23 protein-coding genes and 3 pseudogenes are annotated in these 26,854 nt (G+C 58.6%); 3 read left to right on the top strand and 23 right to left on the bottom strand.

Annotated features, from left to right (window positions below):
• Positions 1-62: 62 nt before the first annotated feature.
• From E5W70_RS09240 to queC, 19 genes and pseudogenes are all read right to left on the bottom strand, one after another.
• The gene (locus E5W70_RS09240; protein WP_224571204.1) at positions 63-221 is read right to left on the bottom strand and encodes a CCE_0567 family metalloprotein; all 159 of its coding nucleotides are present in this window, start codon (positions 219-221) and stop codon (positions 63-65) included.
• A 90-nt stretch (positions 222-311) separates the two neighbouring features.
• Complete coding sequence (locus E5W70_RS09235; RefSeq protein ID WP_245454719.1) at positions 312-755, bottom strand: DUF269 domain-containing protein; 444 nt, start codon at positions 753-755, stop codon at positions 312-314.
• A gap of 320 nt (positions 756-1,075) precedes the next feature.
• On the bottom strand, positions 1,076-2,221 hold the full coding sequence (locus E5W70_RS09230) for a TlpA disulfide reductase family protein (RefSeq protein WP_063170388.1): 1,146 nt from the start codon (positions 2,219-2,221) through the stop codon (positions 1,076-1,078).
• Between the two features lie 272 nt (positions 2,222-2,493).
• Complete coding sequence (locus E5W70_RS09225; RefSeq protein WP_126080606.1) at positions 2,494-2,874, bottom strand: hypothetical protein; 381 nt, start codon at positions 2,872-2,874, stop codon at positions 2,494-2,496.
• 10 nt (positions 2,875-2,884) lie between these two features.
• The gene (locus tag E5W70_RS09220) at positions 2,885-4,183 is read right to left on the bottom strand and encodes a SidA/IucD/PvdA family monooxygenase (RefSeq protein ID WP_063169368.1); all 1,299 of its coding nucleotides are present in this window, start codon (positions 4,181-4,183) and stop codon (positions 2,885-2,887) included.
• Positions 4,184-5,025: 842 nt separating this feature from the next.
• The gene (locus E5W70_RS09215) at positions 5,026-5,898 is read right to left on the bottom strand and encodes a universal stress protein (RefSeq protein ID WP_292656707.1); all 873 of its coding nucleotides are present in this window, start codon (positions 5,896-5,898) and stop codon (positions 5,026-5,028) included.
• Between the two features lie 95 nt (positions 5,899-5,993).
• Positions 5,994-6,698 (bottom strand): response regulator transcription factor, encoded by a 705-nt coding sequence (locus E5W70_RS09210; protein WP_224571202.1) that lies wholly within the window; start codon positions 6,696-6,698, stop codon positions 5,994-5,996.
• A 107-nt stretch (positions 6,699-6,805) separates the two neighbouring features.
• Positions 6,806-7,285 carry a NifX-associated nitrogen fixation protein gene (locus E5W70_RS09205; protein ID WP_024505267.1) on the bottom strand — a complete coding sequence of 160 codons (480 nt, stop codon included), beginning with the start codon at positions 7,283-7,285 and terminating at the stop codon, positions 6,806-6,808.
• A gap of 16 nt (positions 7,286-7,301) precedes the next feature.
• Positions 7,302-7,799, bottom strand: coding sequence for a nitrogen fixation protein NifX (gene nifX / locus E5W70_RS09200; protein WP_292656705.1), 498 nt, complete (start codon positions 7,797-7,799; stop codon positions 7,302-7,304).
• Complete coding sequence (gene nifN, locus E5W70_RS09195; RefSeq protein WP_292656703.1) at positions 7,796-9,148, bottom strand: nitrogenase iron-molybdenum cofactor biosynthesis protein NifN; 1,353 nt, start codon at positions 9,146-9,148, stop codon at positions 7,796-7,798. Before nifN ends, nifX begins: the two co-directional genes overlap by 4 nt.
• 8 nt (positions 9,149-9,156) lie before the next feature.
• Positions 9,157-10,632 (bottom strand): nitrogenase iron-molybdenum cofactor biosynthesis protein NifE, encoded by a 1,476-nt coding sequence (gene nifE / locus E5W70_RS09190; protein WP_095489376.1) that lies wholly within the window; start codon positions 10,630-10,632, stop codon positions 9,157-9,159.
• 61 nt (positions 10,633-10,693) lie between these two features.
• Positions 10,694-12,235, bottom strand: coding sequence for a nitrogenase molybdenum-iron protein subunit beta (gene nifK / locus E5W70_RS09185; protein WP_024505263.1), 1,542 nt, complete (start codon positions 12,233-12,235; stop codon positions 10,694-10,696).
• A 129-nt stretch (positions 12,236-12,364) separates the two neighbouring features.
• On the bottom strand, positions 12,365-13,867 hold the full coding sequence (nifD, locus tag E5W70_RS09180; protein ID WP_024505262.1) for a nitrogenase molybdenum-iron protein alpha chain: 1,503 nt from the start codon (positions 13,865-13,867) through the stop codon (positions 12,365-12,367).
• Between the two features lie 87 nt (positions 13,868-13,954).
• On the bottom strand, positions 13,955-14,848 hold the full coding sequence (gene nifH, locus E5W70_RS09175; protein WP_024505261.1) for a nitrogenase iron protein: 894 nt from the start codon (positions 14,846-14,848) through the stop codon (positions 13,955-13,957).
• A 1,097-nt stretch (positions 14,849-15,945) separates the two neighbouring features.
• Positions 15,946-16,068: pseudogene (locus E5W70_RS09170) on the bottom strand (7-carboxy-7-deazaguanine synthase QueE); the annotation flags it as partial.
• A 235-nt stretch (positions 16,069-16,303) separates the two neighbouring features.
• On the bottom strand, positions 16,304-17,056 hold the full coding sequence (locus tag E5W70_RS09165; RefSeq protein ID WP_063169372.1) for a carbonic anhydrase: 753 nt from the start codon (positions 17,054-17,056) through the stop codon (positions 16,304-16,306).
• Positions 17,057-17,826: 770 nt separating this feature from the next.
• Complete coding sequence (gene queE, locus E5W70_RS09160) at positions 17,827-18,552, bottom strand: 7-carboxy-7-deazaguanine synthase QueE (RefSeq protein ID WP_164752747.1); 726 nt, start codon at positions 18,550-18,552, stop codon at positions 17,827-17,829.
• 5 nt (positions 18,553-18,557) lie between these two features.
• Positions 18,558-18,914: a 6-carboxytetrahydropterin synthase QueD gene (gene queD / locus E5W70_RS09155; protein ID WP_063169374.1), complete on the bottom strand. Its 357-nt coding sequence runs from the start codon at positions 18,912-18,914 to the stop codon at positions 18,558-18,560.
• Positions 18,914-19,612 (bottom strand): 7-cyano-7-deazaguanine synthase QueC, encoded by a 699-nt coding sequence (gene queC / locus E5W70_RS09150; protein ID WP_063170389.1) that lies wholly within the window; start codon positions 19,610-19,612, stop codon positions 18,914-18,916. Before queC ends, queD begins: the two co-directional genes overlap by 1 nt.
• Positions 19,613-19,767: 155 nt before the next feature.
• Here queC and E5W70_RS09145 point away from each other — a divergent pair, with 155 nt between their 5' ends.
• The gene (locus tag E5W70_RS09145) at positions 19,768-20,121 is read left to right on the top strand and encodes a hypothetical protein (RefSeq protein ID WP_275954942.1); all 354 of its coding nucleotides are present in this window, start codon (positions 19,768-19,770) and stop codon (positions 20,119-20,121) included.
• Positions 20,105-20,246 (top strand): annotated as a pseudogene (locus E5W70_RS09140) (transposase); the annotation flags it as partial. The gene E5W70_RS09145 and the pseudogene E5W70_RS09140, both read left to right, overlap by 17 nt.
• Here E5W70_RS09140 and E5W70_RS09135 read toward each other — a convergent pair.
• The 4 genes and pseudogenes from E5W70_RS09135 to E5W70_RS09120 form a co-directional block, all read right to left on the bottom strand.
• Positions 20,233-21,448 (bottom strand): annotated as a pseudogene (locus E5W70_RS09135) (IS3 family transposase). The pseudogenes E5W70_RS09140 and E5W70_RS09135 sit on opposite strands and share 14 nt — an antisense overlap.
• Positions 21,449-21,692: 244 nt before the next feature.
• Positions 21,693-22,727, bottom strand: a complete 1,035-nt coding sequence (locus E5W70_RS09130) for an LLM class flavin-dependent oxidoreductase (protein ID WP_292656700.1) — start codon at positions 22,725-22,727, stop codon at positions 21,693-21,695.
• 94 nt (positions 22,728-22,821) lie between these two features.
• Positions 22,822-23,937, bottom strand: coding sequence for a histidinol-phosphate transaminase (hisC, locus tag E5W70_RS09125; RefSeq protein WP_292656698.1), 1,116 nt, complete (start codon positions 23,935-23,937; stop codon positions 22,822-22,824).
• A gap of 832 nt (positions 23,938-24,769) precedes the next feature.
• On the bottom strand, positions 24,770-25,081 hold the full coding sequence (locus E5W70_RS09120) for a hypothetical protein (RefSeq protein ID WP_292656695.1): 312 nt from the start codon (positions 25,079-25,081) through the stop codon (positions 24,770-24,772).
• A gap of 1,176 nt (positions 25,082-26,257) precedes the next feature.
• Between E5W70_RS09120 and E5W70_RS09115 the strand changes: the two genes are divergently transcribed.
• The gene (locus E5W70_RS09115; RefSeq protein WP_126104981.1) at positions 26,258-26,791 is read left to right on the top strand and encodes a peroxiredoxin; all 534 of its coding nucleotides are present in this window, start codon (positions 26,258-26,260) and stop codon (positions 26,789-26,791) included.
• Positions 26,792-26,854: the final 63 nt, after the last annotated feature.

Raw genomic sequence — 26,854 nt, 5'->3', positions numbered from 1 at the left:
ATCGATGGAGGTCAGGTACGACGGCATCCAAATGGAGCCGTCACGGGTGGTGAATTTGCGCATCATCCTAAATTCTTCATTGAAGCGAGTTCTCTCTTGGCAACATCCAACTCGGCATAAACGGCTTGGGTTTTCTCGGCGACTTCCTGTATGTCGGCCCACTTGCCCGGCAGACCCTCGACAAGGTCCTGCAATGCCATCTTGGCAATAGCTGCACGCAACTGGAGCTTTCAGACTTTTTTCCTCATCCTATCTAGGTCTGACATAGATCCTTCCTGGAACAATGGTTTCTTGATGCGCTCCATCTCGGGCTAGGCTTCAATGGCTGCAGTCGCATCGTCGACCAGTTTCGTACCGGCCTCAGCAAGTTTGCGGAAAGTCTCGAAGCCGAACCGGTGGACGTCTCGACAGAACGCCCAACCGCCGGAAGCCCCCACGGGTTTCATTTCTATTGTCGGCGACGTCGACACGCCGGAGCGCTCCTCGATCGCAAGCGCTACGGCGGTGTAAAACATGTCGAGCCTCCACAGCGCGTCAGGATCGGGATCGCCGCCAAAGGGTACCGCACGTTGCTGTTGCTTGGTGATGATGAACTCGGCCAGCAGCTCGGCATCCGAATGGCCTTCCCATAAGCCGAAGGAATCCTGAGTACGAATGAGCCGCAGGAGGCATTTGACGAACGGGGAAGCAAGGGCCTCGTCGTCCTTGTGGACAGCAGGGCCAACCGGTTCATGAGGAATTTCGCTTTTCCCCAATTTCAGTACTCCTCTTGAAGGACGATCTCTTTTTCTGCGATGTGTGGTTCGGGCGCTTGCGTGGGCGGGGAATGGCTTGGGCGAGCCGATCCCACGCAACAGTGTCCCGTGGCCGACCTCGAGCACGTCCACCAGTGCGAGACCTTTCACCGCGGCGCGAACGCCTGCGCCGCGGTTCGACCCGAGGTAAACGCAATGGAAATTCCACCTGCCGCAAGCCGCGCACTTTTGCGGCATCGACGTTATTGCTGCGAAGTGCGCCTGGGCGGGCGGATTTGCCGGTGTTCAATTCCAATTGTCATGCCCTTCGCGATCCTTGCTCAGGAAGTGACAGCGTTTTGAGTTTCGGAAGTCTTGTTTTGCGGAGCCACACAGAGACCCGCGTGACAGGCAGGCTCACCCGTGTAGTTGGCCAGGGCTTGGAGCAACGAGGTGAGGTAGCGCTGTTTGGTTTGGTCCGGCACTGGCTCCGAATGGTCCAGCGATTTGATTGCCACCTCGATCAACTCGATCGCCCGGTCCTTGTTGCCGCTCTCGTAATAATACTGAGCGACCGGAAAGTAACACCCGAATTTAAAGTCTCCATCGCCTTGCGGAGGATTAAGTTCCAGGATCTGTTCGGAGAGCTCCTTGCCCATCGCAAAGCGATCATCATGCGGAAGATGGGAGTTGTCGATCGTGGGATGGAAGAGTTGGTTCAGCGCCATCACCACCCAAGACATCGCTTCGAACTTTTTGTTGATCGCGTCCTCGACCAATTCGCGCATAAGCGGCAAGCCGGTTTTGATGTCGCGCAGCTTGTGAAGCAGAATATCCGCATGAACCCGCCGAAAATCAAAAGAGTCTGGCATCACGGCGAGGCCTTCTTCGATGGCCAATAGTGCCGCTGCCCAATCCTCGTCCTGCATCGCCGGCCCAAGTTTGGCGTATATCGGCTGACTCAGCGACGATTCGCGCACACGCGAGATTCGCTTTGCATCGACGGCTTTCGCTTCATAGCTGCTGCGCCAGCTGCCGTTAAGGACTTTCGGCAAAACGTCATCGAGAGGTGCCGGGTGGCCGATATAAGCGATGTGGCCGTCGCGGTCGACCACGAACGAGGTGGGAATCCCGAACGAAGAGCTGGGTTCCAGCCAGAGCTTTTTCATTTCGCCAGTGCAATCGAACGCTGTCCGATAATTCAGATTCGGGAACTTCTCGGTCAGCCAGGCATCCACGTTGGTCCGCGCTTCGTCCGCGGTTGCAGCCTTTTCGCAAGCTGCGACTCCGATAATCTCAAATCCGCTGTCTTTATATTTCTCCTGCAGTTCGATCAAATGGGGCATGGCGTGGACACATGGTCGGCACCAAGTCGCCCAAAATTCAACGAGGTAGACCTTGCCGGGCCGAAGGCTCGTGAGGGGCTCGCCACGCAGCCAGTTCTCCACTTTCAGCGCAGGAGCCGGGGACCCCATACGCAGTTCCATCTTGGTGTCCAAAGTCATTCCATACCTTTCGTCTCTTTTGTCGCGGAATATTTTCCAGTCAAAATCGGACACGGTCTCGAGGGCATTGCTCCCTCTCGCTTGCTTCAGCGGAGCTCTCACCGTGTTGCCGCACATCAAGCACGGCAAAGGGCATGCCAACCCTTCTTAGCTTCGGCAAGCGCCGGTACCGCCTTGAATAAGCGAGCCCTAACATGGCCAGCTGACGTTAACCTGAATGTCGGCTTTGGACGGCTCACCTTAGCGGCTGCCGTTTAGGAAGGTGAGAGTTTGGCTGGCCCGCTGGCGATAAGACCGGCTTCGGCGTCCTGGAGTAGTCGCACTTCGGCGATGGGGTCGAAAGTGCGGGAGAGGCTCGGTACCCTTGCAGCCACCGCCGCATGTGGCCCGGCGTCATAATTCGCGTCGCGGTTGCCAACGGCGGCGTTGGGCTCGATCCACGTGGCGTTGAGCCCGACAGCACGTAAAGCTGCATCGTGATTGAATGCCCTTTGCTGTTTCACGCCAAGCAGGAGTCGCGCGACGCTACCTTGCTCAAGCGCGAGCAGAGCGATCTGACGCCGTAGGAATATTGCTCGTCCCGCTTTTGCCGCCAGAGGCGGAAATCTTTCCTGAATGCCACCGCCGATCATCAATATCGACGAATCATATCCCGCTGCCCATTTGTTCGACTCCGAGGTCGGGCCAGCACTCCGTCAAGGGACGGTTGATGAACCCTAGATGCTCGGGATTGGCGCATGGCGCGCGCCGCAGAAGGCTGTCAAGGATGCGGCGCGCTCGCCAGGCCAGCAGCCCAAAGTTCGGATCAGCCAGCCCGCGCTGTCCAAGGCAGGCGTTCTGAACGAAAAGGCGTCGGTCTCGCGGTCCGTCCCAGTACACCGAAAAATCCTCGCCGATGGCGAGCTCATTGCCGATCTGTTCGAGGCGATCTGCGATCGGTTCTAGGAAACCCGGCAGCGGTTTCTCGTACCCGGTGGCCAGGATGACGATATCGGCGGTTACTTCTCCGATGTTGTCCAAGCCGCGTTGCAGCGTGAGCCTGTGCCCTGCTCCGGCATTGATGCAGCGCGACACGTTGCAACTTGGCCGCAATGTGATCTCGCATTGGTGTGGCTCGAGAAAGGCGTGGTGGTAGAGCGCCTGATAGACCGCGCGCAACTTGCTTTCTGAAATGCCCTCGGAGGCAAGCGCGAAACGCCGCAGGAACAGCTGTCGATGCACCTCGCTCATCGCAGCAAAACGATCCGAGAAGCATGGCGTGAACAGCCCGTTTGTGAACGCGTGGTCGTCGAAAGGCATCTCGCGCGTCAAGACCCATGTGATCGCCGCGGGCCGCCGTTCTTTCGGCCGGCCGACAAGGTGCAGTAGCAGCTCGGCTCCCGACTGTCCGCCGCCAACAACGCAGACATGCTTTTTTTGCACCTCAGGATTGATGTGGGCCAACTCAGATGAGTGGAACAGGTTGGGTCCAGTCCAGCCATGAAACTGAGGCGGAATTTGCGCCTGCTTGCCTATGTCGATGACGAGGTTTCTTGCATCAAGGACCGCGTTGTCCGTCCGCACGCGAAACTCGCCGTCAAAGCGGATTTCGCGAACGGCCTCGCCGCCACGGACAAGCGGATTCTTCTGGAACGCCCAGTTGAGATATTGGGCGAACTCGGCTCTAAGCACCCCGTGAAATTGCGCATTGAGGAAATTGTAAAGACGCCCGTTCTCGTGGAGGTAGTTTACGAATGTGTAGGCTGATCGCGGATTGACCAGAGTAACCAGATCCTGGAAGTGGCCGACCTGGAGCTCCGCGCAATCGAAAGCGCTGCCTGGATGTCCTCGGAAATCGACCTCCCGGTCCAGGAACAGTGCCCCTTGCGCAATCTCTTCCTGTATCTGACACGCAAGGCTCAAATTAGATGGTCCAGCACCCACACCAATACAAAAGAGGTCCACTTATCCTTACTCCTCTAGGAGTGTTTTCCAACTCAGCGGCATGTTGACGTCGATCGCCGGGCATTGAGCAATGCGAACCTCACAGGCATGCTTGAGCCGCGGTCCCGACTGAGAGGACAGCAAGAGCGTGTGCCGCCTTCCAGGTCTTGGGCTCAATGTCGGCGGCATCGACAGCGGCGCGGCGTGATCCGAACCCAAGAGCAGAAGGAAAGTGTGTGATGCTGTCGCGCGGCTCTTCCGGATCTTACGGCGGCTTCTAGCGCCGGCCTCCACCCCAGGAGTGGCTGTTTCCCTGCCACGACGGAAGCGGCTCTTTCTTTCGAGGGGCGTAACCATGGATAACGGCTCTTAATGCTTTCGGAGACTCCCATGCATGCGGCGTGCCGGATAAAGACCTGTCAAACCAACGAGTTCGCGCAGTTCCAGCTCGTCTGGAATCCGACATTGTCGCACGCCCGACGATCGGGCAGGGGAAGCTCCGCGGCAGCGGCCCTTGCACACCGCAGGCTGACAGGGACAGCCGCCGATTTGACGCGCGTCCGGGTACTGATAAGGGGCCTTCCAACAGGGTTCGCGCACGAGGCGGGGTCTCCTGGTACACCCGCCCTGTGGCTTGGCTGCGGTCTGCTGCAGCCGTTCGTCTTTACTGCCCGTTGCGGACGATCTCGCACGAGTTGGTTCACAAGAGCGTCGTGAAGCAGTCGAGGCGTCCGGTTTGGCTCTGACAAGCGTCGCAAGATGTTCGCGGATCCAGCCATGTCTCCGCAATCCGACCGGTAACCGACGACGACTTCGGACTGGTTGGCGGTCCTACGACCTGATCGGTGTTCCTACGGAGCTGATCAGCGAGCCAAAAACAGCGGCAATGTGGTCTTCCCAAAGCTCCAGCTCGGCGGACCGCCGAAAATCCGCTCACGCAGCCCACGGCTGCCATAAGCACCCATGACCATCATGTCAGCACAGATGTCGTTCGCGTGCTGGGTCAGCACTGTGCCCGCCGAGTTGCCGGCGCTCTTAAGCAGGTCAACGGAGACCCGAGCACCGTGCCGAGTAAGATAGGCAGCGATGTCAGCTCCGGACTGCGCGCCTTTCCCGTTGTTTTGCGCCTTTGGATCGACCATAGCGACACAGACTTCCCTGGCAGCGGATAGGATACTAAGAGCTTCCCGAACCGCACGCGAGGCCTCTACACGCGAATCCCAGCCGACCAGCACGCGTCGAGGCGACAGCGTCGCCTTAACGCCCTTCGGCACGATGAGCACCGGCTTTCCGCTATCGAACAAGCAGCCGTTGACAACAGGAGGTCCGAGAGTCTCATCGTTGAGGAGGTCTCCTCCAACGATCGTCAGGTCAGCGCAGAGCGCCCGCTGTCGTGCCACTTCACCGAGGCTAGCCGGATCGCAATAGTCGGTGTCAACGTCACAGGAAAGCGACATAGCTTTCAGCCTTTTGAGGATATCCGCGGACCGTCTTTCCATTCTGGTCACGTCCTGTGAAAATTTCTCGATTTGCTGAAATCGATAGTTCGGTACTGCAATTGCCTGTGCACGTCCTGTATTCCATTCGGGGGGCGGAGACGACATCAAGAGCAATGGAGGCGGTATAATGAGTACCGATAGGTGCGCGCCGACCTCGGCACACAGTCCGGCAGCTGTTGTGAGGTCCTCATCAGAATGATCAGCACCCGTCACACTGAATATGCTTTTAAATTCCATTTGCCTGCTTCTCCTGGTCTTCGTTAGGAGCGCCTCAAAGCGGCAACACCGCTCTCAGGAGGAAGAGAGAGCGGCACCACGTTCGATCACCGATTTCAGTCGTCCGGCTTCTCGAGCGAGTAGCCGGCCGACCTGACGGTTCGAATGACGCTGCCGGGCAAGGCCGTTTTCAGCGCCCTCCTGATTCGGCTGATATGGACATCGACGGTGCGTGCACCGACATGAATGTTGGGCAGCCAGGCCGCCCCGATAAGCTCGTCCCGGCTGAAGACCTTGCCGGGGGCCTCAATCATAAGCCGCAGCACGTTGAAATCGATCCGTCCGAGATGGATGTCGTGGCCATTACCGCGAACCCGATGGGCATCGAGCTTCATCTCCAGGCCTCCACAACAAATCCAACTGTCGTTTTCAACCCCGTTCGGACCACGCTTGGTCAGCCCGAGCCTCGCCCGCAGGCAGTCGAGCAGCTTGGCCGGAGCCACCGGCCGCACAAAGCTCTCAACGCCTGCCTTCAAGAGATCGAGGTGCTGGTGCTCGGCGCCAGGCGCGATCAGGGCGATGATAGGCAGGTCGGTGGTGCGCGGTTCCCGCTTGAGGTGGGCGCAAATTGCGGACCCGTTTATGCTGGCTGGGTCGCAATCCAGCACTACGGCCTGAAGCTCCCGTTGTTCGGCCAAGGCCAGCGCAGCCTTCGCGCCGTCTGCCGTCTCACTGCTGAAACCGTCAACCTCCAGTATGTGGCTGTAGAGCAGATAGAACTCGGCATCTTGCGAGCAGATCAGGACCAGCGGCTTCTTCATCGGCGATACCCCAACAACCTGGTCGGCCTCGAGTCCCTGGATCGAGGGGACTGGCCAACATAGTTTCTCGGGTCCGTCATGATGGCCTTTCTCGAAAATCGCGCCCATCATGCCAGCGCCACGTGGGGAAAGGTTTCGATGACTGAAATCGCATCGTCGACCAGCTTCGTACCGGCCGTGGCGAGCTTCAGGAGCGTCTCGAAGCCAAACCGGTGGACATCGCGCAGCGTTTTGGACAAAACGACCAGCCGTCCGGTCGTGAAAAGCACCCGACCAAAACCCTCATGGCTCACCTGGATCATCGGCGATGCCATAAGGCCGCAGCGCTCCTCGATCGCAAGCCCGATGGCGGCGTAGTACTTGTCGAGCCTCCACAGCACGTCGGGATCGGGATCTCCGATGATTGGGATCCCTCGGCGCTGTTCCTTGGTAATGATGAAGTCGCCCAGCAGCTCAGCGTCCGCTTTGCGTTCCCACGAGCCATAGGAATCCTGAGAACGGATCAGCCGCACGAGGCATTTGACGAACGGGGTGCAAAGAGCCGCCTCGTCTTCGGCGACAGCTGGGGGGATTGCGGGGTCAGGCATTGGCGTCCTCCTCTTTTCAGTCCTCGTCCTCGAAGGACGGTTTCTTTTCGGCAATGCCCGCTCGCGCCAGCACCTTGCGCAGCCAAGGCGGAGGACACGTCCTGAGCATCATCTGCGTGCGCAAGAGCACCTGTGGGATCGATTGGGGCTCCGCCACTTTGATCGGGTGGATTTTTGCCGCGACAAGCTTGGCTGCCGAAGGGCCGCCAATTGCCAGACAAAACAGGATCTGACAGCCGTTGAGCGCATCCACCTTTGGCGTGATGCGATCATCGCGCTCGGCCCGATGCTCCCCGCTTTCATCGGACACGTCATCGAAGGCCACGGCTTCGACGAGATTCCATTCCTCGCGCGTCACGTCGTAGACAGCAAAGCGCCTGGCCGACCCAAAATGGGCATTGAGGTTCTGCATGTCCTGAGTGGCGATCGCAACGCGCAATGCGCCCTTACGTCGTTCAGGCATCGGGGCGAAAACCTCATTACTGACCAGCGAGAGGCGGCGAACAGCGTTCATCGTGATATTTCTCGATTACGGAGTGGATCAAGCGCCTCAGGAGTGGGCGCGTGTTGGTTGGCCTGGAAGATGTTGGCGACCTCGAAGATCATGTCGCGGGTGCCCTGATAGAGAATTGCGAGCTTGTGCTGGCTGCCTAGTCGATCGAAGACCGGGAACCCGATGCGCATGAGCGGAATTCCGAGCCGCTCCGATGCTTGGCGCCCGTGCGAATGCGTGACAAGCAGGTCAGCACCGACGGCAAGACTTTCCAGATCGCCGAGATCGCCGATCTGAACCGAAACGGCCGGGACTTTCTTGAGAATTTTAGACCTGTCGGTCGTTGTGACGGCCGCGGCTATCTCGGAGCCGAGACCAGCAAAGAAGGTTGCAAGTTGGAACAGCTGGTCTGGTTCGGCAGCGATGGCAATTTTCTTGCCGCCGAAATGGAAATGTCCGTCGAGCATCGCGTCCTGCAATTGCGCCCGGCGCCGGCGCACGCGGGCCGGTACCGCCGCGCCCGAAATCGAAGACAGCAGCGACACGAAGCGGTCCGTGTCCTGCAGCCCAGTCAGTGACTGGAACAACACGTAAGGCACGCCGGTCAACCCGAGCAGCGCTTTCGCCGGGCGGCGCATGTGCTCACCGATGGCGATGCATCGCATGGCCGTACCCAACTCGCGAATGTCTTCGACGCTGGTGCCGCCGTATGTGGTCGCTACCCAGCGGTCAGGAACCGTACCGTCGAGCGAGCCTGAAATGTCGGGCAGAATAACCGGCTTGAGCCCAAAGCTTTCAACCATGTCCCGCATATGCTCGATGTCGGCGATAGAGAGGTTGCATCCGGGCAGGATTGCGATCTTCTTCGGGTGCCGCGCCCGTTCGCCCGAGCGCGTAATCCCTTCGATCATTGCGGTGACTGCCTTGGCCCAGCCCTCTTCGATCGCGCCGTCAAAATCCGGCGTGTTGGCCAGCACGACCTCCGTACCCGCAAGCTGTTGCGTGTGCTTCCGCATGATGTTGGCAATATCACCCGCGCAATCTTCGCCACGCGTCTCCACCAGCGCGGTCGTGCACACCCCGATCAGCGTTGGCTTCGTGCGGTTCTTGAGGTTGAGGATCGCCTCTTCCAGATGGTCGGCTGCGCCGAGGATGGTCGCCACCTCATCCATCGCCGTAGTCTGCAAGGGAATCGCTTCTTTGAAGTGCCGCACGAAGAGAACGAGCGCAAAGCTTGTGCAGCCTTGGCTGCCGTGGAACAGCGGCATCGCACCGTCGACGCCAAGAAAGGCAAAGGCGGCACCCAGCGGCTGCGACGACTTCAGCGGGTTGACTGCCGCCGATTTGCTCTGGGGAAGGATGCGGGCCATCGGTCGCCTCAACACTCGTGTGCCGTCGCGCAGGCGAATTCATCAAACAGGTACGCGGTCTCGTTCCTCGTGCACGGCAATTCGCCTATCAGCTCAGGCTGGCAATCCCACGGGGCCGGCTGGCGCACCTGAGACCAGATCGGATTGTGAATGGCGAGGTCGATCTGGCGTACGAGTTCCACCATGCCGTCATAGCCGGCATAAGGATGCTGGCGCTCCTGGTTGATATCGAGCCAGGGCGTCTTGGCCTTGAGCGCAATGAATTGCGTGCGACCGCCCGACAGCATGATATCGGCCCTGTGTTCAGAGAGCATGGCGTACAGCTCGCTCGCAGCCATGGATTCGAACATGTGCTTGTCGTGCTTGAGAACTTGTTTGATGCGCTCCTTGTCCTGCACCGTAGATTTCTTGATCGAGGTGCCGACGATCTCGATTCCGATCTCCATCAGCGCATGGACAACCGACCAGGACTTCACACCGCCTGTGTTGAGCAGCACGCGCTTGCCTTGGAGCCTTTGCCGGTAGGATTCGAGTTTCTTCCACGCGATCGCCTCCTGCTGCGCGATCAGCGTCTCTGTGCGCTCGAGGATCTCCGGATCGGCGCCCTTCCTCACCAGCAGCCTGACAAGGTTTCGAAGAGCTTGCGATGTGTCGGAGATGCCATAGAAGGAGCCCTCGAAGAACGGGATGTCCCAGCGCTCCTCCATCTTGCGGGCAAGACTGATCAGCGCGGTCGAGCACACCATCATTGCCGCCCGGGCGCGGTGCGCGGAAGCAATGTCGCGGTAACGCGCATCGCCGGGAATGCAGGCGCGCACCCGGATCCCGAGCCGATCGAGGAGCGGCTTTACAAGCCAGAATTCGCCCGAGAGGTTGAATTCGCCAAGGATGTTGATGTCGTAGGGTCCGGGGTCGTCGGGTTCGACCGTGCCGATGACATGATCGAGCAACGCCTCGGCGGCGAGCTTATTGCCGAGGTTCTTGGAGCCTGCCAGGCCAGGCGCATTGATCGGCACCACGGCCAAACCGAACTTTTCCGTGGCGCGTTTGCACACGGCCTCGATGTCGTCACCGATCAGCGCCGTTACGCAAGTCGAGTAGACGAAGATCGCCGGCGGCGCGTATGTGTGCTTGATCTCGCGGATCGCCTTGAAGAGTTTCCGCTCGCCCTGCCCCATCACAAGGTCGAGTTCGGTGAGGTCGGTCGTGAAGCTTGTCCGCCACAAGGTCGGCCCTGACGAAACCGCACCACGGTTGTCCCAAGAATTGCCCTCGCAGGCGAGCGGCGCATGGACCAGATGCGCAACGTCGGTGATCGGCTGCAGGACGATCTTGGCTCCGTCAAAGGCGCAGCCGCCGGCTGCCGCCCCTGGTGTCAGCGACTTCGAGCAGCCCTCCTTGCGCGCCTTGGCATCTTTGCCACGGTTCTTATCGCAGGCGGGCTCATCGAAGGCGTCCTTGATTTTGGCGCTGAGGGAGGACATTGCTCAGCCTCCCCAGTCCATTGGGCAAGGAATGGCCTCGGCGAAAAGCCGGCCACGGCTCTTAGCGCGTGAGGTCATAGGAATAATCCGTCACACCCGTCTCGCTCGTCTCGCGATCGAGTTTGTCGAAGATCTTGTCGAGGATCGTCGTCAGCACGCGCAACGCTCCCTGGTAGCCAAAGAGCGCAAAGCGGTGATGATGGTGCCGATCGAAGATCGGAAACATCAGCCGGATCAGCGGTGTTCCGGTGTCGCGCTCCAGGTACTTGCCGTAGGAATTGCCGATCAAAAGGTCCACCGGCTCGGTAAAGAGCAGTGAGCGCAGCGCCCACAGGTCCTTGCCCGCCCAAACCTGGGCAGCCTTGCCGAAAGGCGAGGATGCTAGCAGCTTCTTCAAATCGGCTTCCCATGCCGAGGTGCCATTGGTGGCGAGGCAATGGGTTGGCTCGCCGCCGGTCTCCATGACAAAGCGGGCCATTGCGTGAACGAAGTCGGGATCACCGTAGATGGCGTATTTCTTACCATGCAACCAGGATTGGCTGTCCGCCATGGCGTCTACCAGTCGGCCGCGCTCGAGGCGAATTGCCTCGGGAATCTCCTTGCCGGAAATCGCCGCGACCTCCATCAGGAATTCGTCCGTCGCCTGAACGCCGAGCGGATAGTGGAACGAGGCCGTCGCCTGCCCGACCTCCTCGCAATAGCCCAGTGTCTTTCGGGTGTTGTGATGCTGCAGCGAAAGCGTTGCCTCGGCGTTGAGGGCCTTCTTCACCTCGTTGATCTTCGTGCCCCCGTCATACATGCGGTATTCACCGTCCGAAGGCGTATCGAACTGGTCAGAGGCATCCTGGATCAATGTATAGGACACGCCCATTACATCGAGCAGGCGCTTGAGCTCCCGGTTGTTGCCGACGCAGAAGCCGTCGAAGCCCGGAATGATGTTGATGGTTCCTTCGATTTGCGTACGCTCCTGACCTTTCCAGAAGTGCTCCAAAATGCCTTTGACCATGTTGTCATAGCCGTCGACATGACTGCCAACGAAGGCCGGGGTGTGGGCAAAGGGCACGTCGAAGTCGCGCGGGACTGAATCTTCGTCCTTGGCGTTCTGGATGAAGCTGTGCAGGTCGTCGCCAATGACCTCTGCCATACAGGTCGTCGACACGGCAATCATCTTGGGGTCGTAGAGCTGGTAGGTGTTGGCGAGCCCGTCGACCATGTTCTTCAGGCCGCCAAACACCGCCGCATCCTCGGTCATTGAGGAGGAGACCGCCGCGGCAGGCTCCTTGAAATGGCGCGACAGGTGCGAGCGGTAATAGGCGACGCAACCTTGGCTGCCGTGGACGAAGGACATGGTTCGCTCGAAGCCGGCGGCAGCGAATACCGCACCCAGCGGCTGGCAGGCCTTGGCCGGGTTCACGACAAGCGCTTTGCGGGCGAGGTTCTTTTCGCGGTATTCCCACGTCTGGGTGAAATCGCGCTGATCGGAAACGATTTCATCGGGGTGCGGACATTCGAAGTTTAGCTTCTTCTCAGCGAGCATCTTTCTGTATTCCGGCTCGCGGAACAGGGGAGCGTGATCGAGAATTTTTTCAGCCGACTGCGGCATGATGATTACCTCTTTTGCATCTGGCTGCGCGGGACGGCAGCTCAGGACGTCAAGACGTTCCAGGCTCCGGCGGATCAGAGGCCGCGGGAGTTCACCGTCTCAGTGGGAGAATGGGGCTGAAGCAAATGTTTATTCGGCAGCCATCGCCCGCTCATCGCCCCGGCTTCTTTTCCAAGGCGCGTGGAATAGGTCCCAGACCGGGTTGTTAATGGCGAGATCCACATCACGCGCGAAAATGGCAAAGCCATCGTAGCCGTGATACGGGCCTGAATAATCCCAGGAATGCATCTGGCGGAACGGTATGCCCATCTTCTGCACCGGGTATTTTTCTTTGATTCCCGAGCCGACCAGATTTGGGCGAATCCCTTCGATGAATTTCTCCAACTCATAGCCGGTCACGTCATCGTAGATCAGCGTGCCGTTCTTCACGTAGTGGCCGGTGCGCTGATAGTCGTCGCTGTGGGCGAATTCATAGCCGGTGCCCACGATGACCATGCCGAGGTCCTCGTAGGCCGTGACGACGTGGCGGGGGCGCAGGCCGCCGACATAGAGCATCACGGTATTTCCTTCCAGGCGCGACAGGTACTTGGCGATGACCGCATCAACAAGCGGCCTGTACTTGGCAATGACCTTTTCGGTCTTCTCCTCGATTTCCGGCCCAAAATGCTTGGCTATGTTGCGCAGAGAGGCTTCGATCTGGGAGGGACCGAAGAAATTGTACTCCATCCAGGCGACGCCATACTTTTCCTCCATATGCCGACAGATGTAATTCATCGACCGGTAGCAGTGGATAAGATTGAGCTTAGCCTTCGGGGCGCGCTCGATCTCTGCGAGTGTGGCGTCACCCGACCAGTTGCCAACCACGCGCAGCCCTATCTCCTCAAGCAGTATGCGCGAGGCCCAGGCATCGCCGCCGATATTGTAGTCGCCGATGACGTTGACGTCGTAGGGGCCGGCCTCGAACTTGACATCCTTTTTGTCGAAGACCCAATCCCGGATTGCATCATTGGCGATGTGGTGGCCAAGCGACTGCGAGACGCCGCGGAAGCCCTCGCAGCGTACCGGCACGATCGTCTTGTCATACTCCTTGGTCTTTTTGCGAGAAACGGCCTCGGTGTCATCGCCAATCAGGCCGATAGGGCATTCGGACTGCACGGTGATGCCGTTGTTGAGCGGAAACAAGACTTCAATCTCGTCAATGATCTGTTCCAGCTTCTTGTCGCCGCCGAAGACGATGTCCTTCTCCTGGAAATCGGAGGTGAACTGCATTGTCCCGAACGTGTCGACGCCCGTTGTACCGACGTAGTAGTTGCGGCGCTGCGACCAAGAATATTGGCCGCAGCCGACCGGGCCGTGCGAGATATGGACCATATCCTTGACTGGCCCCCACACCACGCCTTTCGAACCAGCATATGCACAGCCGCGAATCGTCATCACCCCGGGAATGGACTTGATGTTCGATTTGACGTCGCATTCGGAAAGGACCTCGCTTTCCCCGCCAGCCTCGTTGCCGCTCTTTGCGACGTTGAGGTGCTTCTTGCGGCGCTTCGCCGCCTTGTCGGGATAATGCGACAGCACCTCTTCGATAAGCTTCGCATGAAGAGCACCGTCATTCTCGTATTCCCGGCTCATGAGTCCCCCTTTCAAGGTTGGGTGACGCCTCAAAGAATAGGCGCCGTTCTCTGCAAGGCGCGCCGATTGATGGCAGCGCTAATGTCACTACTGGGCCGCCGCCTTCGCCGCTTCCTTGGAGTGAAGCTCGGCAAGCATCTGCTCGTCGGTCTTCATGATGCCGAAGTCGAGCAGCATCTCCTCCAGCTCCTCCATGGTGATCGGCGTCGGGATCGTACCCTGGCCCGAATTGGCGTGGATCTTCTCGGCCAGAGCGCGGTATTCCCCTGCCTGCTTTGAGTCCGGCGCGTACTGGATCACCGACATCTTCCTGAGTTCGGCATGTTGGACGATGTTGTCGCGGGGCACGAAGTGGATGAGCTTGGAATTCAATCGGCCAGCCAGTGCTTCGGCCAGATCGAGTTCGCGGTCGGTTTGACGTTCATTGCAGATCAGCCCGCCCAGCCGCACACCGCCCGAATGGGCATATTTGAGGATGCCCTTGGCGATGTTGTTGGCGGCATAGAGCGCCATCATCTCGCCGGACATGACGATATAGATCTCCTGGGCCTTGCCTTCGCGGATCGGCATGGCGAAGCCGCCGCATACCACGTCGCCGAGGACGTCATAGGAGACATAATCGACATCGTCATAAGCGCCATTCTCCTCGAGGAAATTGATCGAGGTGATGACGCCGCGGCCGGCGCAACCGACACCCGGCTCGGGGCCGCCGGACTCCACGCACTTGATGCCTCTGTAGCCCACCTTGAGCACGTCCTGGAGTTCGAGGTCTTCCACCGAACCTTCCTGTGCGGCGAGATCCAGGACGGTATCCTGAGCTTTCGAATTCAGGATCAAGCGTGTGGAATCGGCTTTGGGGTCGCATCCTACGATGAGGATTCTCTGCCCCAGGTCGACAAGGGCAGCGAGCGTATTTTGGGACGTGGTGGACTTGCCGATGCCGCCTTTTCCGTAAAAGGCGATCTGACGCAGACCTGACATAATAGCTTTCCTTCCTTCGTTCTAATCATCGCGACTGCCCGCGACACAAGTGCCGATAGGCAGCTCGTGCCGCCTCACACCAAGCATCGCAAAAAGCGTACCAGCGTGATCGGCCGATCCCAGAAGAAACTTTGTCATTAAATTCCAGCCGCTTAGACGGCGGCAAAACGCGCGAACGGGCCTTTCAGGCGTCTGTCACGGACACGACAAAGCCGACACAGATTGTCGTGCGCCATCCAACCCGCCGTGTGTCGAGCTCGAAGCGGGAGAATGGGGAAGTTAGCCCAAAGCTGATGGCGAGACCATCTGAAGACATCGGCTCTTGTCTTTCCAGCCTGCCATTGATCGGGCGGTCGCTGGATGAGCAGGAGCCTGGGGCTTGACCGCGGCGCGGGTAGTTCAGGCAGGCTTACAGAGCGGGAACGCCGGCGGCCGATAGACATCCGCGCTTAACCTTTCATAGCCCGTCTACAAGTTGGTTCCGCCGACGCGCTATATGGAAGCCAAATAATTCAGTAGCTTAGCCGAGAGCATTGATTTTTTCAGAAAGACACGTGTTATACGCGTATGAACCGCCGAACCCATGGTCGGCGCCCTCATGCGCGTGAGACCCCGTTGTGGGCGAGGCTCGCGACTGGCTGCACGATCCTAGCCGGCCTGCTTGCCATTGAGTTTGGTCCCGCCGCGGTAGGCTGCGGCATCAAGGGCAACATCAGCTACAACACTGGCAAGAAGATTATCACGTTCTTGGACAGGAATCTTACTGGGAGACACGCATCAACCTATTGAAGGGCGAGCGGTGGTTTTGTTCAGAGGAAGCTGCACGAAAGGCGGGCGGGCGGGCTTCGAGAGGTTAGTGTCGCGGCAGCTTGCAGATCTGCCCACGGGGCCGCCACGATCGCAAAGTGTGTACAAAAGCGCCCTCTCTGCCGAACTGAACAGTGCTCACGGCCATAGCCTCGGATGAGCCCGACTGGCTTGACCTCTGCATGATGAGAGCAGCTTTTACACCAGGTGCGCAGCACATGTCTTTAACGAACGCATCGTCTTCAAGAATATAGAGAGCAATTCGGAAAACCGAGTAGTTGGCGGCGAAGCTAGGAGAAGGTATACACCAGCCTCTTGTTACCCCAGAGTAGAACGTGCAGCTGCGGCAAGACGCGGGCTTCGAACCACCTGTCGCTGGTCACCTTTTCTACCAGCGGTTCCATGCGCATCATATTCCGTCGGACTCGACAGAGACGTCTTCATTACCACGGCGGGGCGGCGTGTTGATTGCCGGGTTGCAGACAAACCTCGCCGCGACGTCTTTGGGAGGAGTGGTGTCGGCACCGAATCCCTATCATTTAGACTAGCCAGCTTGGGGAGCGCCGTCAGACCGCCAGACCGGAAGAGGAGGCTTCGCGCCAAGTTGCGCCAAGAATGTTGGACCGTGCGGAACCGCTGGGGCGGCGCTCAACTCTGGCGCAGGATGAAGCGTCGATTGGGTGAATGAATAGGGCGCGCGTTCGACGGGTAGAGTGAGGCAAATCGCTGGATGTCTGCCGGATCAACGTCAACCGGTTCCATCGCCACCATCCACTCGACGTTTTCGGTGCACGGCGGCGTCGTCAGTGAGCCCTCATAAGTCCAATAGCCAAGCGAGGCTGGCAGAAGCCAGTTGGGATTCACCTCGTCGATCGTCACCTCCCCATTCGGCAGTTCGGGAAAGGCCGCAGCAAGGGCAGCAAAGCTGGCATTTGTCGCGCCGGGCGTTAAAAAGACGCCCAGCACGCCCAGAGTACCACTTTGCGTGTCCTTGTGAACGAAATGCACCTCCATCGGGAAGCTCTTGCCCGCCACGTGATGTTCGCTTGGCGCATGGAAATGGAACTGTACCAGTTCGTAGACACGATCGCCGCGGGTCAGCGTGCTGCCTTGTGGCATATTGATTTGAATGGTGTGGCCGTTGTTCACCATATTGCCGCCGCCCTTGTGCCAGCCGATGGCGATATGCGGGATATCCGCCTTGACCGCGCTGTTGATATTGATCGGCGATTGCTGCGTGCCGGCAGAGCATACGAAATTTTCCTTATCCAGATCAGCCCAGTGCTCCGGTCCGACCGGACCGGTGTACCCCCAATGGGCACTGGTCGCTTGGGCGGCTTGAACGCAAATCCGGCATGCGCCGAGCGCAACCAACCCTTTGATCAGGTGACGACGATACATATTACTTTTGCTCCTCTTGCGAACTGATGTTGGTGGCTGCCCTAATGGACGCGTGATGGCCAATCGGCGCGGCCAGTATTGTCCTTTGCAACTGATAGATGCCCGCATGCCTTGGCGTGCTTTCATAAGTGCGGCTGCCGTTTCTCGGCTGGCCGGCTTCTGCAGCCCGCAACGGGGGCAGTTTCAACCAGCTAAACGATAAAAAATTTGAGCAGACCAGCGCTTGACCCCCGCCGCAAAGGCACAGGCGAAGGTGATCACTGCGCGGCTGCCGTTCGCGCCGGAGGCCGCATCGCTATACTTTACACTCGCTGCCCAAGGAGACGCAGGCGACCCCAATACGTTTTCATCGCTACTCCCGACGCAGCCGACCCACGCCACGAAAACGTTGCTATATTTCACGTTGGGCCAATGAGGAAATCGATCTTCTTTATGGAAGGCATTTGCGCAATGGATGCATTCCCATGCTGACAGTCGTGCGTCAGGCCGGACAATGAGATACATCGATAAGAGCTGGACAAGGATGAGGGGATGACGTGCTTGCGACGGAGCAGGTGGGGCGAGAAGGCCAGTTCTTGCGGATTTCAACTTTGCGTGACGACAGCTCATCGGAGTCAAGGTGACACACGCCGGCAGCGGGGTGTCCGGGCGGTTTCCAGCCGCACAATCGCGAGACCGCTGACGCGAACAAAGCTCGGCTGTACTCGGCACGCGAAGAGAGCCTGCCAAGCCGTCGGAGCCCGGCCTTCCGGTGCGACGCAAACCGCAGACTAGACCGCCCTCTTGTTACCCCAAAGCAGAACGTGCAGCTGCGGCAACACGCGGGCTTCGAACCACCTGTCGCTAGTCACCCTTTCGACAAGCCATTCCATTCGCATCATTATTCCGTCCAAGTCGACAGAGGCGTCTTCACTGCCAGGGCGCGGCGGCGTGTGATTGCCGGGTTGCAGATAGATCGGAAGGTGCGGATATCTCGCCGCGACTTCTTTGGCGTAGGCATAGTCACTCTCGTCGAAAACGACGAGCTTGAGCACGATTTGCGGCTTCTCTTGCGCCGCTTCGAGGCATGCATCAAACGCAGCCCAACGGGTCGTCATCTCGCTGGATGGCGGCTTTGGGCTAAGGGTCAGCACGTCAAGATCCGCAAACCACTCCCTCACCACGGAACCCTGCGTTTCCAGTGCAAAACGATAGCCCTCGCGATGGCCTCGTTCTATGAGGGGACCGAACGGCTGAATGGCCGGGTTGCCGCCTGACAAGGAGACCATAACCGGCCTGCCGCCGGAAAGCGCATGGACGGTTTGCCACACGGCATCGATCGGCATCGGTAGCCATTCATGGCGATACTGATTGTCCACCGCGTGAAGGCTGTCGCACCATGAACAGCGATAATCACATCCGCCGGTTCTGATGAACACCGTCGGCAAGCCGATGAGCACGCCCTCGCCCTGGATAGTCGGCCCGAATATCTCGCTCACACGGATTGCGGGATGCATGTCGGTCACGGACGGTATTCCGCCCAAGTTTTCGGTGTTTCGCTAACGCGCACGGCCGCGGTCTGCGGCAGACGTGCCTTGCACCATTCATAGAAATGTCTGGCCAGGCATTCCGCCGTGACCTTCTCATGTCCCAGCACGTCGTTGAGGTGCCGATGGTCGAAGCTCTCGTCAATGTAGCGTTTGAGCGGCGCCAGATCGTGATAGTCGCGCACGAAGCCGTGGGCGTCCAGTTCCTTGGCCGACAGCTCCACTACGACGACATAGTTATGCCCGTGCAGGCGCGCGCATTGATGGTTGGGAGGCAAGGAGGTGAGCTGATGCGAGGCCGAGAAGTGGAATTCCTTGCTGATGTGGAACATTACGCGCGCCTCCTGCGCAGCGCCTCAAGCCAGAAATCGGCGTCCTCGTAGTCGGTGGGATCAGCGTGCCCGGCGAGATGGAACGCTTCGCGCCGCTCGACGCAGGTCCCGCATCGTCCGCAGTGACGCACGCCGCCCTTGTAACAGGACCAGGTCTCAGCAAACGGGGTGCCGTATCTTGCGCCATCCGCAACAATGTCAGCTTTTCCGAGATTCACATACGGTGCATAGAGGCGTATCTGCGCATAGCCGTCGAGCGCGCGGTCTTGCATTGTCTGGAAAGCTTCAATGAAGGCCGGACGGCAATCGGGATAGATGAAATGGTCCCCACCATGCACGGCCGCCGCCACCGCTTCGGCGCTGTGGGCGGCGGCGAGACCGAAGGCGATTGCCAACATGATGGCATTGCGGTTCGGCACCACCGTAATCTTCATCGTGTCTTCGGCGTAGTGGCCGTCCGGCACGTCGATACTGCTAGTCAGCGCTGAGCCGGAAAGGCCACGGCCAATTTCGCCGATGTCGATGATCTGGTGCGGGACCTTCAGTCGCTGCGCGCAAAGAGCGGCGAAGCCCAATTCCTTCCTGTGCCGTTGGCCATAGTCGAAAGATAGAAGGCCGGTGAGTTCGTGCTCCGCTGCCACCATGTGAGCAAGGGAAACGGAGTCCAATCCGCCAGAGCAGACGGCGAGAGTCTTCATCATTGGTATCCTTGTTTTGACCGGGTAAGGCTGCGACCGGAGATTTCTCTGCGCCCCCACTACTCCAGCGACTCAGTTTTGTGAACCGGGAGAATTTGCGCTCAGCCCGATTGGAACGGGAGTGCGTCGCGTCCAACACGCGTGATCAATAAAAGTTGAGCGCTTCAGCAGTTTGTTTCGCATCGCGCCAACTTTCGCAACCTGCTGTCGGATCGTCGACTTCGAGACAAGGTGATGTTCGGCCGACATCGGCTGACTCTCAATTAAGCCGCAGAACACATGTTGGCTTTCTGGCCTTCGCTTGTGCGGTTGGCACGACAATTGATATTCTATTTGTGGGGCGGCACACCCCGCCAGCCGAAAGTGGCAGTGAGCTCCTTCAGGCGCAGGTTGATGTGCTGATTATTCGGCGATTTTCCGATCTCGAACCAGAAAGCGAGGGCGACATGGATGCCAGCAAATTTGACATTGGCGACATCCGCCTGGAGAACCCTGCGCGGCGCGATTGAGGCCGCAGGCGAGCCTGCTCTACCTGCCGCCCTACAGTCCCGACTTCAATCCGATTGAGAACGCCTTCGCCCAACCTAAGGCGCTGCTGCGAGCAAAGGCCGAGATAACCATCAAGGCTCTATGGGACTGACGTTTGCCCCAGCAGTTTTGAGTTCGTTTCCGGCGTGGGTTGTGCCCTGCTGGGCGGGTGAAGCGACGGGCGCTGGCGCGGAGCCTTTGGCATAGCGCAGCGCGAGCGACCGTCGCGGATTGAAGGTGCTGGCGAACTTGGCCGGGGTCTGCCAGGCGATTTGGGAGTGCGGCCGCGCGGTGTTGTAGTCGGCGTGCCACAGGGCGATGGCTACGCGCGCCTGAGCCAGCGAGGTGAACAGCGTCTCGTTGAGCAGTTCATCGCGCAGTCGGCCGTTGAAGCTCTCGATGAAGCCATTCTGCATCGGCTTGCCGGGCGCAATGTAATGCCATTCGACGCGGTTCTGATCCGCCCAGGAGAGGATGGCGTTCGAGGTGAACTCGCTGCCATTGTCGCTGACGATCATCCTGGGCCGGCCGCGCTGGTGATGAGCCGGTCCAATTCGCGGGCAACCCGCATGCCCGAGAGAGACGTATCAACGATGAGTGCCAGGCACTGTCTCGTGCAGTCGTCGACGACGGCCAGGATGCGGAAGCGGCGCCCGTCGGTGAGCTGGTCCGATACGAAGTCGAGCGACCAGCGCTCGTCGGGCCTCAGCGGCACCAGCATCGGCGCCCTGGTCCCGATCGCCCGCTTGCGGCCGCCACGGCGGCGAACGGCGAGCTTCTCCTCCCGATAGAGCCGGAACAGCTTCTTGTGGTTCACGACCAGGCCCTCCCGCCTCAGCATCACGAGAAGACGCCGGTAGCCGAACCGGCGACGCTCCTGCGCGATCGCCTTCATCCGCTCGCGAACCTCCCGGTCGTCCGGCCTGCTGGTCTGGTAGCGAACCGTCATGCGGCAACAGCCGATGGCTTTACACGCCCGCCGTTCGCTCATCCCGAAGCCTTCCTTCAGGCGAGCGACAGCTTTCCGCTTGGCGGCGGGCGTCACCATTTCTTTCCCACAAGGTCCTTCAACGCGGCATTGTCGAGCATGGCGTCGGCCAGAAGCCGCTTCAGGCGCGTGTTCTCGTCCTCCAGCCCTTCAGGTCGCCGAGCCTCGGTGACATCCATCCCGCCGAAGCGGGCCTTCCAGTTGTAGATCGAGGCGTCGCTGACCCCGTGCTTGCGGCACAGATCGCCAACCGATACCCCGGCCTCGTGTTTCTTCAAAATTCCGATGATCTGCTCTTCAGAGAAGCGGCTGCGTTTCATGTCCTGATCCTCTGGATGGGCCAGAACGAACTTCAAACCGGATTAGATCAGAGGGGCAAGGCCTCGGCGCGGTCGTCGACCTCTTCACCCCAGCCGAATGTGCCAACTACTTCAAAGCCGCAGGATATGACCTGGATCAGATAGGACGTGCTCCAATGGTTTACACCTGACAGGAGTCCGGCCCCCACAACCGTTTCGCAATGAGGAGCAGCGCTGCCGCTGCTCCTCCAATCACACGACGGATTCACGATGCGGCAACTCGAGCCATGATTTCGGATCGAATGGCCGATGCGGTGTATAGTGAGGCATCCAGCGGCAAATCCCCAAATGCCAGTTGACACAGAAGATAATTAGCACCTGCCTCTTCCAGCTGATCAAGGAGAGCTTTTCGGACAGAATCTGCCGTTCCCACGACGCACAATTCACTTTCAATTGCTGCATCGAAGTTCAAAGGCAAGTTTGGTGGAGTGGAAATGGCATTTAGTTCGTATAGAAATTTGAAGCTATTGAGCCATCGTTCATAGGCAGGTGCTGCGAGCAAATACGCATCTGTTTCAGAACGCCCTATCACCACCATTCGGAGCAATCCAAGAAATGGCGCTTGCTGGCCAATGTCAGCATCGTGAATTCGGGCGGCGCGGAACGCGTCGGTAACGCTGCGAACAAAAGTGGAAGGTCCGACGCAGGCGATGTTTGCCCCATTCGCAGCGGCCCAGCTAGCCGGCTCGGGTCGATTGGTGGCGATCCATGTCGGCGGATGGGGATATTGGTGAGGTCTCAACGTCAGCGGAACATCTTTCAACTCAAAGTGGCGGCCCTGATAAGAAAGCGTCCCGCCTTTCATCGCATTGATGAGAATCTCACTGGCCTCCGCATACTGTTCTGGTGCTGCTTCTACAGCAACCCCGAAGTATCCCAATTCAGTGGGAGCAGAGCCGCGCCCTATGCCGAGTTCAAGCCTGCCGCCGCTCAACTGATCAAGCATGCAGATCTCCTCGAAGGCACGCAGCGGATGATAGAGCGCAAGTAGCATTACCATGGGACCAACACGAAGACTGCGGGTTCGCTGGGCGACGCTCGCTAAGAACAAATTCGGTGATGGACCTCTGCCATGCGGCGTACAGTGGTGCTCGGCGAGATGATACGCATAAAAGCCATAGCCATCGCACGCTTCTGCTAGGCTCAGCCGATCTGCATATTGTTGTGCGATGTCATCGCCGTTTTCGTCCAGATGATCGAAAATGCCGAAGGTCAGGCCCGAAGCGGAAATGTTCTTCAATTAATTGTTCTCCAAATTACCTATTATTTATTCGCTAATCATCATAGCTGGCGACATATCAGCACCTATTACTTGGCGCTTAATGTGAATTGACTTAATGCTTGTGCACACCGCGATTCTTCTTAAAGCTCATACAGACGCGTTTGGCGGCAGCAAGGAATTTGTCCATCTGCTCTGTGGTGCCAATGCTGACGCGAATACAGTTCTTCAAATCTACGTCAGGAAAGCTGGCGATGAGGATCGCCTGCTCTTTCAACGCGGCTTGCCAGCATGAGCCCTCCTGTCCCGCCGGCACACGGGCCAGCAAAAAGTTTGCGTGGGAGGGTGTTACGGAAAAGCCAAGTTGCAACAGCGCCAGGGTCACTCGCTGTCGTTCATGCTTGATGTGCCTGTGGTTCTCTTCGTAGGCGTGGCGATGCGCAAGAATGCTTTTCCCGACCGCCTGCCCGATCACGTTCATGTTGAAGACATTCTGGATGTTGCGCAGCCTGCCAATGATTTCTGGGTGACCGAAACCGAAGCCGACTCGCACGCCAGCGGCAGCATAGCTCTTTGAAAAAGTCCTCAAGATCAAAAGATTCGGATGTCTATTGACGAGGCGCAGGGCATGGTCGGGTGCGAAGTCAACGTAGGCCTCATCCAAGACGATCAAGCGATCTGCTTGCTCCACAAGGCGTTCGATTTCGGCCACCGGCACGAATGTTCCGGTCGGATTGTTCGGATTAGCCAACAGAATGAACTTCGCGTCTTTTGCGGGGCCGGACAGCAGTTTTTCTATCGGCAGGGGATGAGCTTCGCTCGATGCGATTTCGAGAAACTCGGCACCCTGCAACATGGCAAGTTTACGGTTGAACGAAAATCCGGGCGACAGCATTGCCACTCTATCTCCTGGGGCGAGGAAAGCTCTGTAGATGAGTCCGAGCAGCTCCGACGAACCGTTGCCGGCAATCACCTGATCTTTGGAAAATCCGTAAGCATCAGAGGCAGCTACCCTTAAGCTGAGATTGTCGTCTTCCGGATAAAGATACTGGTGTTCGATCGCAGCAATTGCACTTTGCATTACGCTCTTCGGCAACGGAAACGGGTTCTCGTTCGTATTTAGCTTAACGCAATTTGCATCCGTCGCTGGTCCGTTGGACGAGAGAGCATCTAATTTGCTGGCCACCGGCGAAAAAAGCGAAAGCACGGTCTTCAGTTTTGCATCGCACATGTTCTTCTCCGTTTTTCAGTCCCGCAGGGCATGTGACATGAGGCAATCGTTGATCGTGACTTGATCGACGTTCGGCTATATCAGCGCTGCCTTCCCACCCTGGTGGGGATCGCCGACCACGGTTTGGATTTGACACCGGGAAGCTGTCGAGAACCTGATGACGACCCAACGTTTGGCCGACGGCCGATTCGGCGCAACAGACGGTGTTTCAACATCGCATCGTCCTCAAAGCCGCATGCAGGGCCTGCACGACAGCCCGTCTCCAGCGCCCGCAGATAGGTGGAAGCCGAAGTCTTGCCGAACCTCAGTTGCTCTGCCACCTGGCCCACCGGACTGCCCTGTTTATGGGTCAGGCGCAGGATATCTCTGACGCTCGTTCGTCTTGCTTGCTTCCGTCTTGGCATGGGCTCTCTCGGTTTGCTGATGAGAGAGCCAAATACCGGCTCATCTGAGCATGAGACGCAGGCCTGACGATATGGAGCGTCGCTGGTGGCGCGCGTAGCCAAGAGGGTTCGCCTCGCTGGCGGGGCATGCAAGACGGCGCACCTCCTTAGCCATCCTGTCCCATCGTCTCAGATCGTGAGGCGCACCTTATAGTCGGTGAGGAGATCTTGCAGGGTCAGGTTACGCCCTAGCGCTTAAGGTTGTTGGTCGCACCGAGCAAGCGCGGGACCTGTCGACGGACAACAGCGGTGCCGCTGCCGGCACTAGGTCGTCCAGCATCACAGTGAACCGCTACGTAGTATTTTGTCGTAGGCGGCATTCTGGATAGCCGGATACGGGCTCTTCACCCGCTGCACCACCGATTGCGGGATGATGTCGCGAGAAACATTCACGGATTTCGTGAAAAAAGTGTACCCGCCGAAGAGCCCCACTCGCGGGGGCGGTGCAGCACCACCTCGGTGTCACTGCTCGTGTTCATGCGATGGACTAGGCCGGCCAGCTGTTGACGCAGCTCGCGGTAGTTGTAAGTCTCACCCGTGTAGACGAGCAACAAGTCAGGTCGGCCATCCTCCTGGAGCATCCTCGGCTGACGGCCGCCCTGGATATCGATGATTGCCAGGCGGTGGTGTCCCAGCGCCGCAGGCCCGCCGATCCAAGTCCCCTCGTCGTCCGGACCGTGGTTCGCTATGGTGGCCGTCATATCGGCAAGCTCCCTTCGCGCATCGGGACCTCCGAGGTCTCGATTGAAGTCGATCCATTCACAGATGCCGCACAGGTTATGTCGCCGCATTTGGGGCGAAGCAGATATCAGGCCAGTGGGAAACCATCGAGGCAAAGTGACGGATCTAGCCCAGCTACGATCCGCATCCGACATTGTCGGACATCGGACAGCACCGCGATTCGCTGCATAGGAAGCCTGGAGTCGCGATTTCCCTTGGGGGAATCAGCGCATGAAAGGAGAGCTGGGTCGTGTCTGCCGAAATGAGAAATTGCTCCCCCTTATCGCCTCACCGAGGAATGTTACCCAGCGCGATAGACGGACATGCCCTATTTCCCCCCGTTGCAGCTGAGGGAGATAGGGGCCAGCTCTTCATTCAACCCTCATGGAGGATGATCAGCCCAGCCATTTCCATGCGCCGGCCTTCACAAGCCGTGCACCATTCAGGTTCTTTTCCTTGAAGCGCGACTATCCTTGTCAGACGTCGCAACACTTGCTGCCGAGAGCACGAGCTCTTCCTCGAGCATGCCTTGATCTGCGCCTCGAACGGCTCGCACATGCTGGGTCTCAACGACTTCGCAGAGGTTGATATTCTGCAGTGACTTTCGTCTCGCTGCTGCACGGCATTGACGCTGGGAGCCATGCTCGCGTGGCGCAATTGTGCTGAAGCCGGTGCCCACGGCAACGTTTCTTAACCCGCCCCAGGTCCTGGCGTTTGGCTAATTTCCGACATTCGTGTCCGGCTTCGGACAAAGGCCGGGTTTGCCGAACGGAGTCGCACCCAATTTCCAGTGCTGCTTGAGCAATAATATCGACCGGCATTACTGCACAACACGAAAGTTGCTGCAAAAACCGAAGTGAACCCAAGGCATCGGGTCAATTGGCATGGCGCTTGCGACTCGGTCGATAGAACGCAGTCAAAATCACGGTTGCAAACCATGCCTACCTCTCAAAGCTCGATAAAGCACGCGAGCAAAATTCCCCGTCTCCGCGGAAGCTCGTCGCCGTTAAACGTGCCTGCTCGGGGGCGGTCTTGCACAAGACCGGTCCGAGGCAACCACGCCAAGGCGCGAGGCTGCCGGAACTGTCGACCGAAGTCGATGCCGCTTCAGTTTAACCGAAAAATGCACCGTACCACTTTGGCCTGAGAGCAAATCAATGACCTATAGAAAGAACGTTCCTCTCGTGACCTTTCGCACGCGTGTTCGCGATGAGTCGATCGGGGGGCCAAATCCTTATCGGTGGGAGAACAAGACCTCCGACGATTATTTCGGGGGCAAGCGCGTCATCCTGTTCTCGCTGCCTGGCGCCTTCACCCCGACCTGCTCGACCTTCCAACTGCCCGATTTCGAAAAACTCTATGATCAATTTCTGGAACTGCGAATTGACGCGATCTACTGCGTCTCAGTCAACGATGCTTTCGTCATGAATGCGTGGGGAAAGTCCTTGGGGCTGCAGAAGATCGAGCTGATCCCAGACGGGTCGGGCGAGTTCACGCGCAAGATGGGCATGCTGGTCGCGAAGGACAATCTGGGCTTTGGAATGCGCTCCTGGCGATACGCCGCTCTGATCGACGATGGCGTGGTGGAGCAGTGGTTCGAGGAGGAAGGCTTCTGTGACAACTGCGAGACGGACCCCTATGGCGTTTCATCCCCGCAAAACGTTCTCGACAAACTGAAGGCGGCGGCATGACCCAGAAGTGGAAAGTCTCACACAACCCCAGCACACACTAGAGCCTCCTCGGCAGATTACCGG

Origin of the sequence: Mesorhizobium sp. (assembly GCF_005063415.1) — a bacterium.
GTDB lineage: Bacteria > Pseudomonadota > Alphaproteobacteria > Rhizobiales > Rhizobiaceae > Mesorhizobium.
This window is presented reverse-complemented; position numbering and strand designations above follow the sequence as displayed.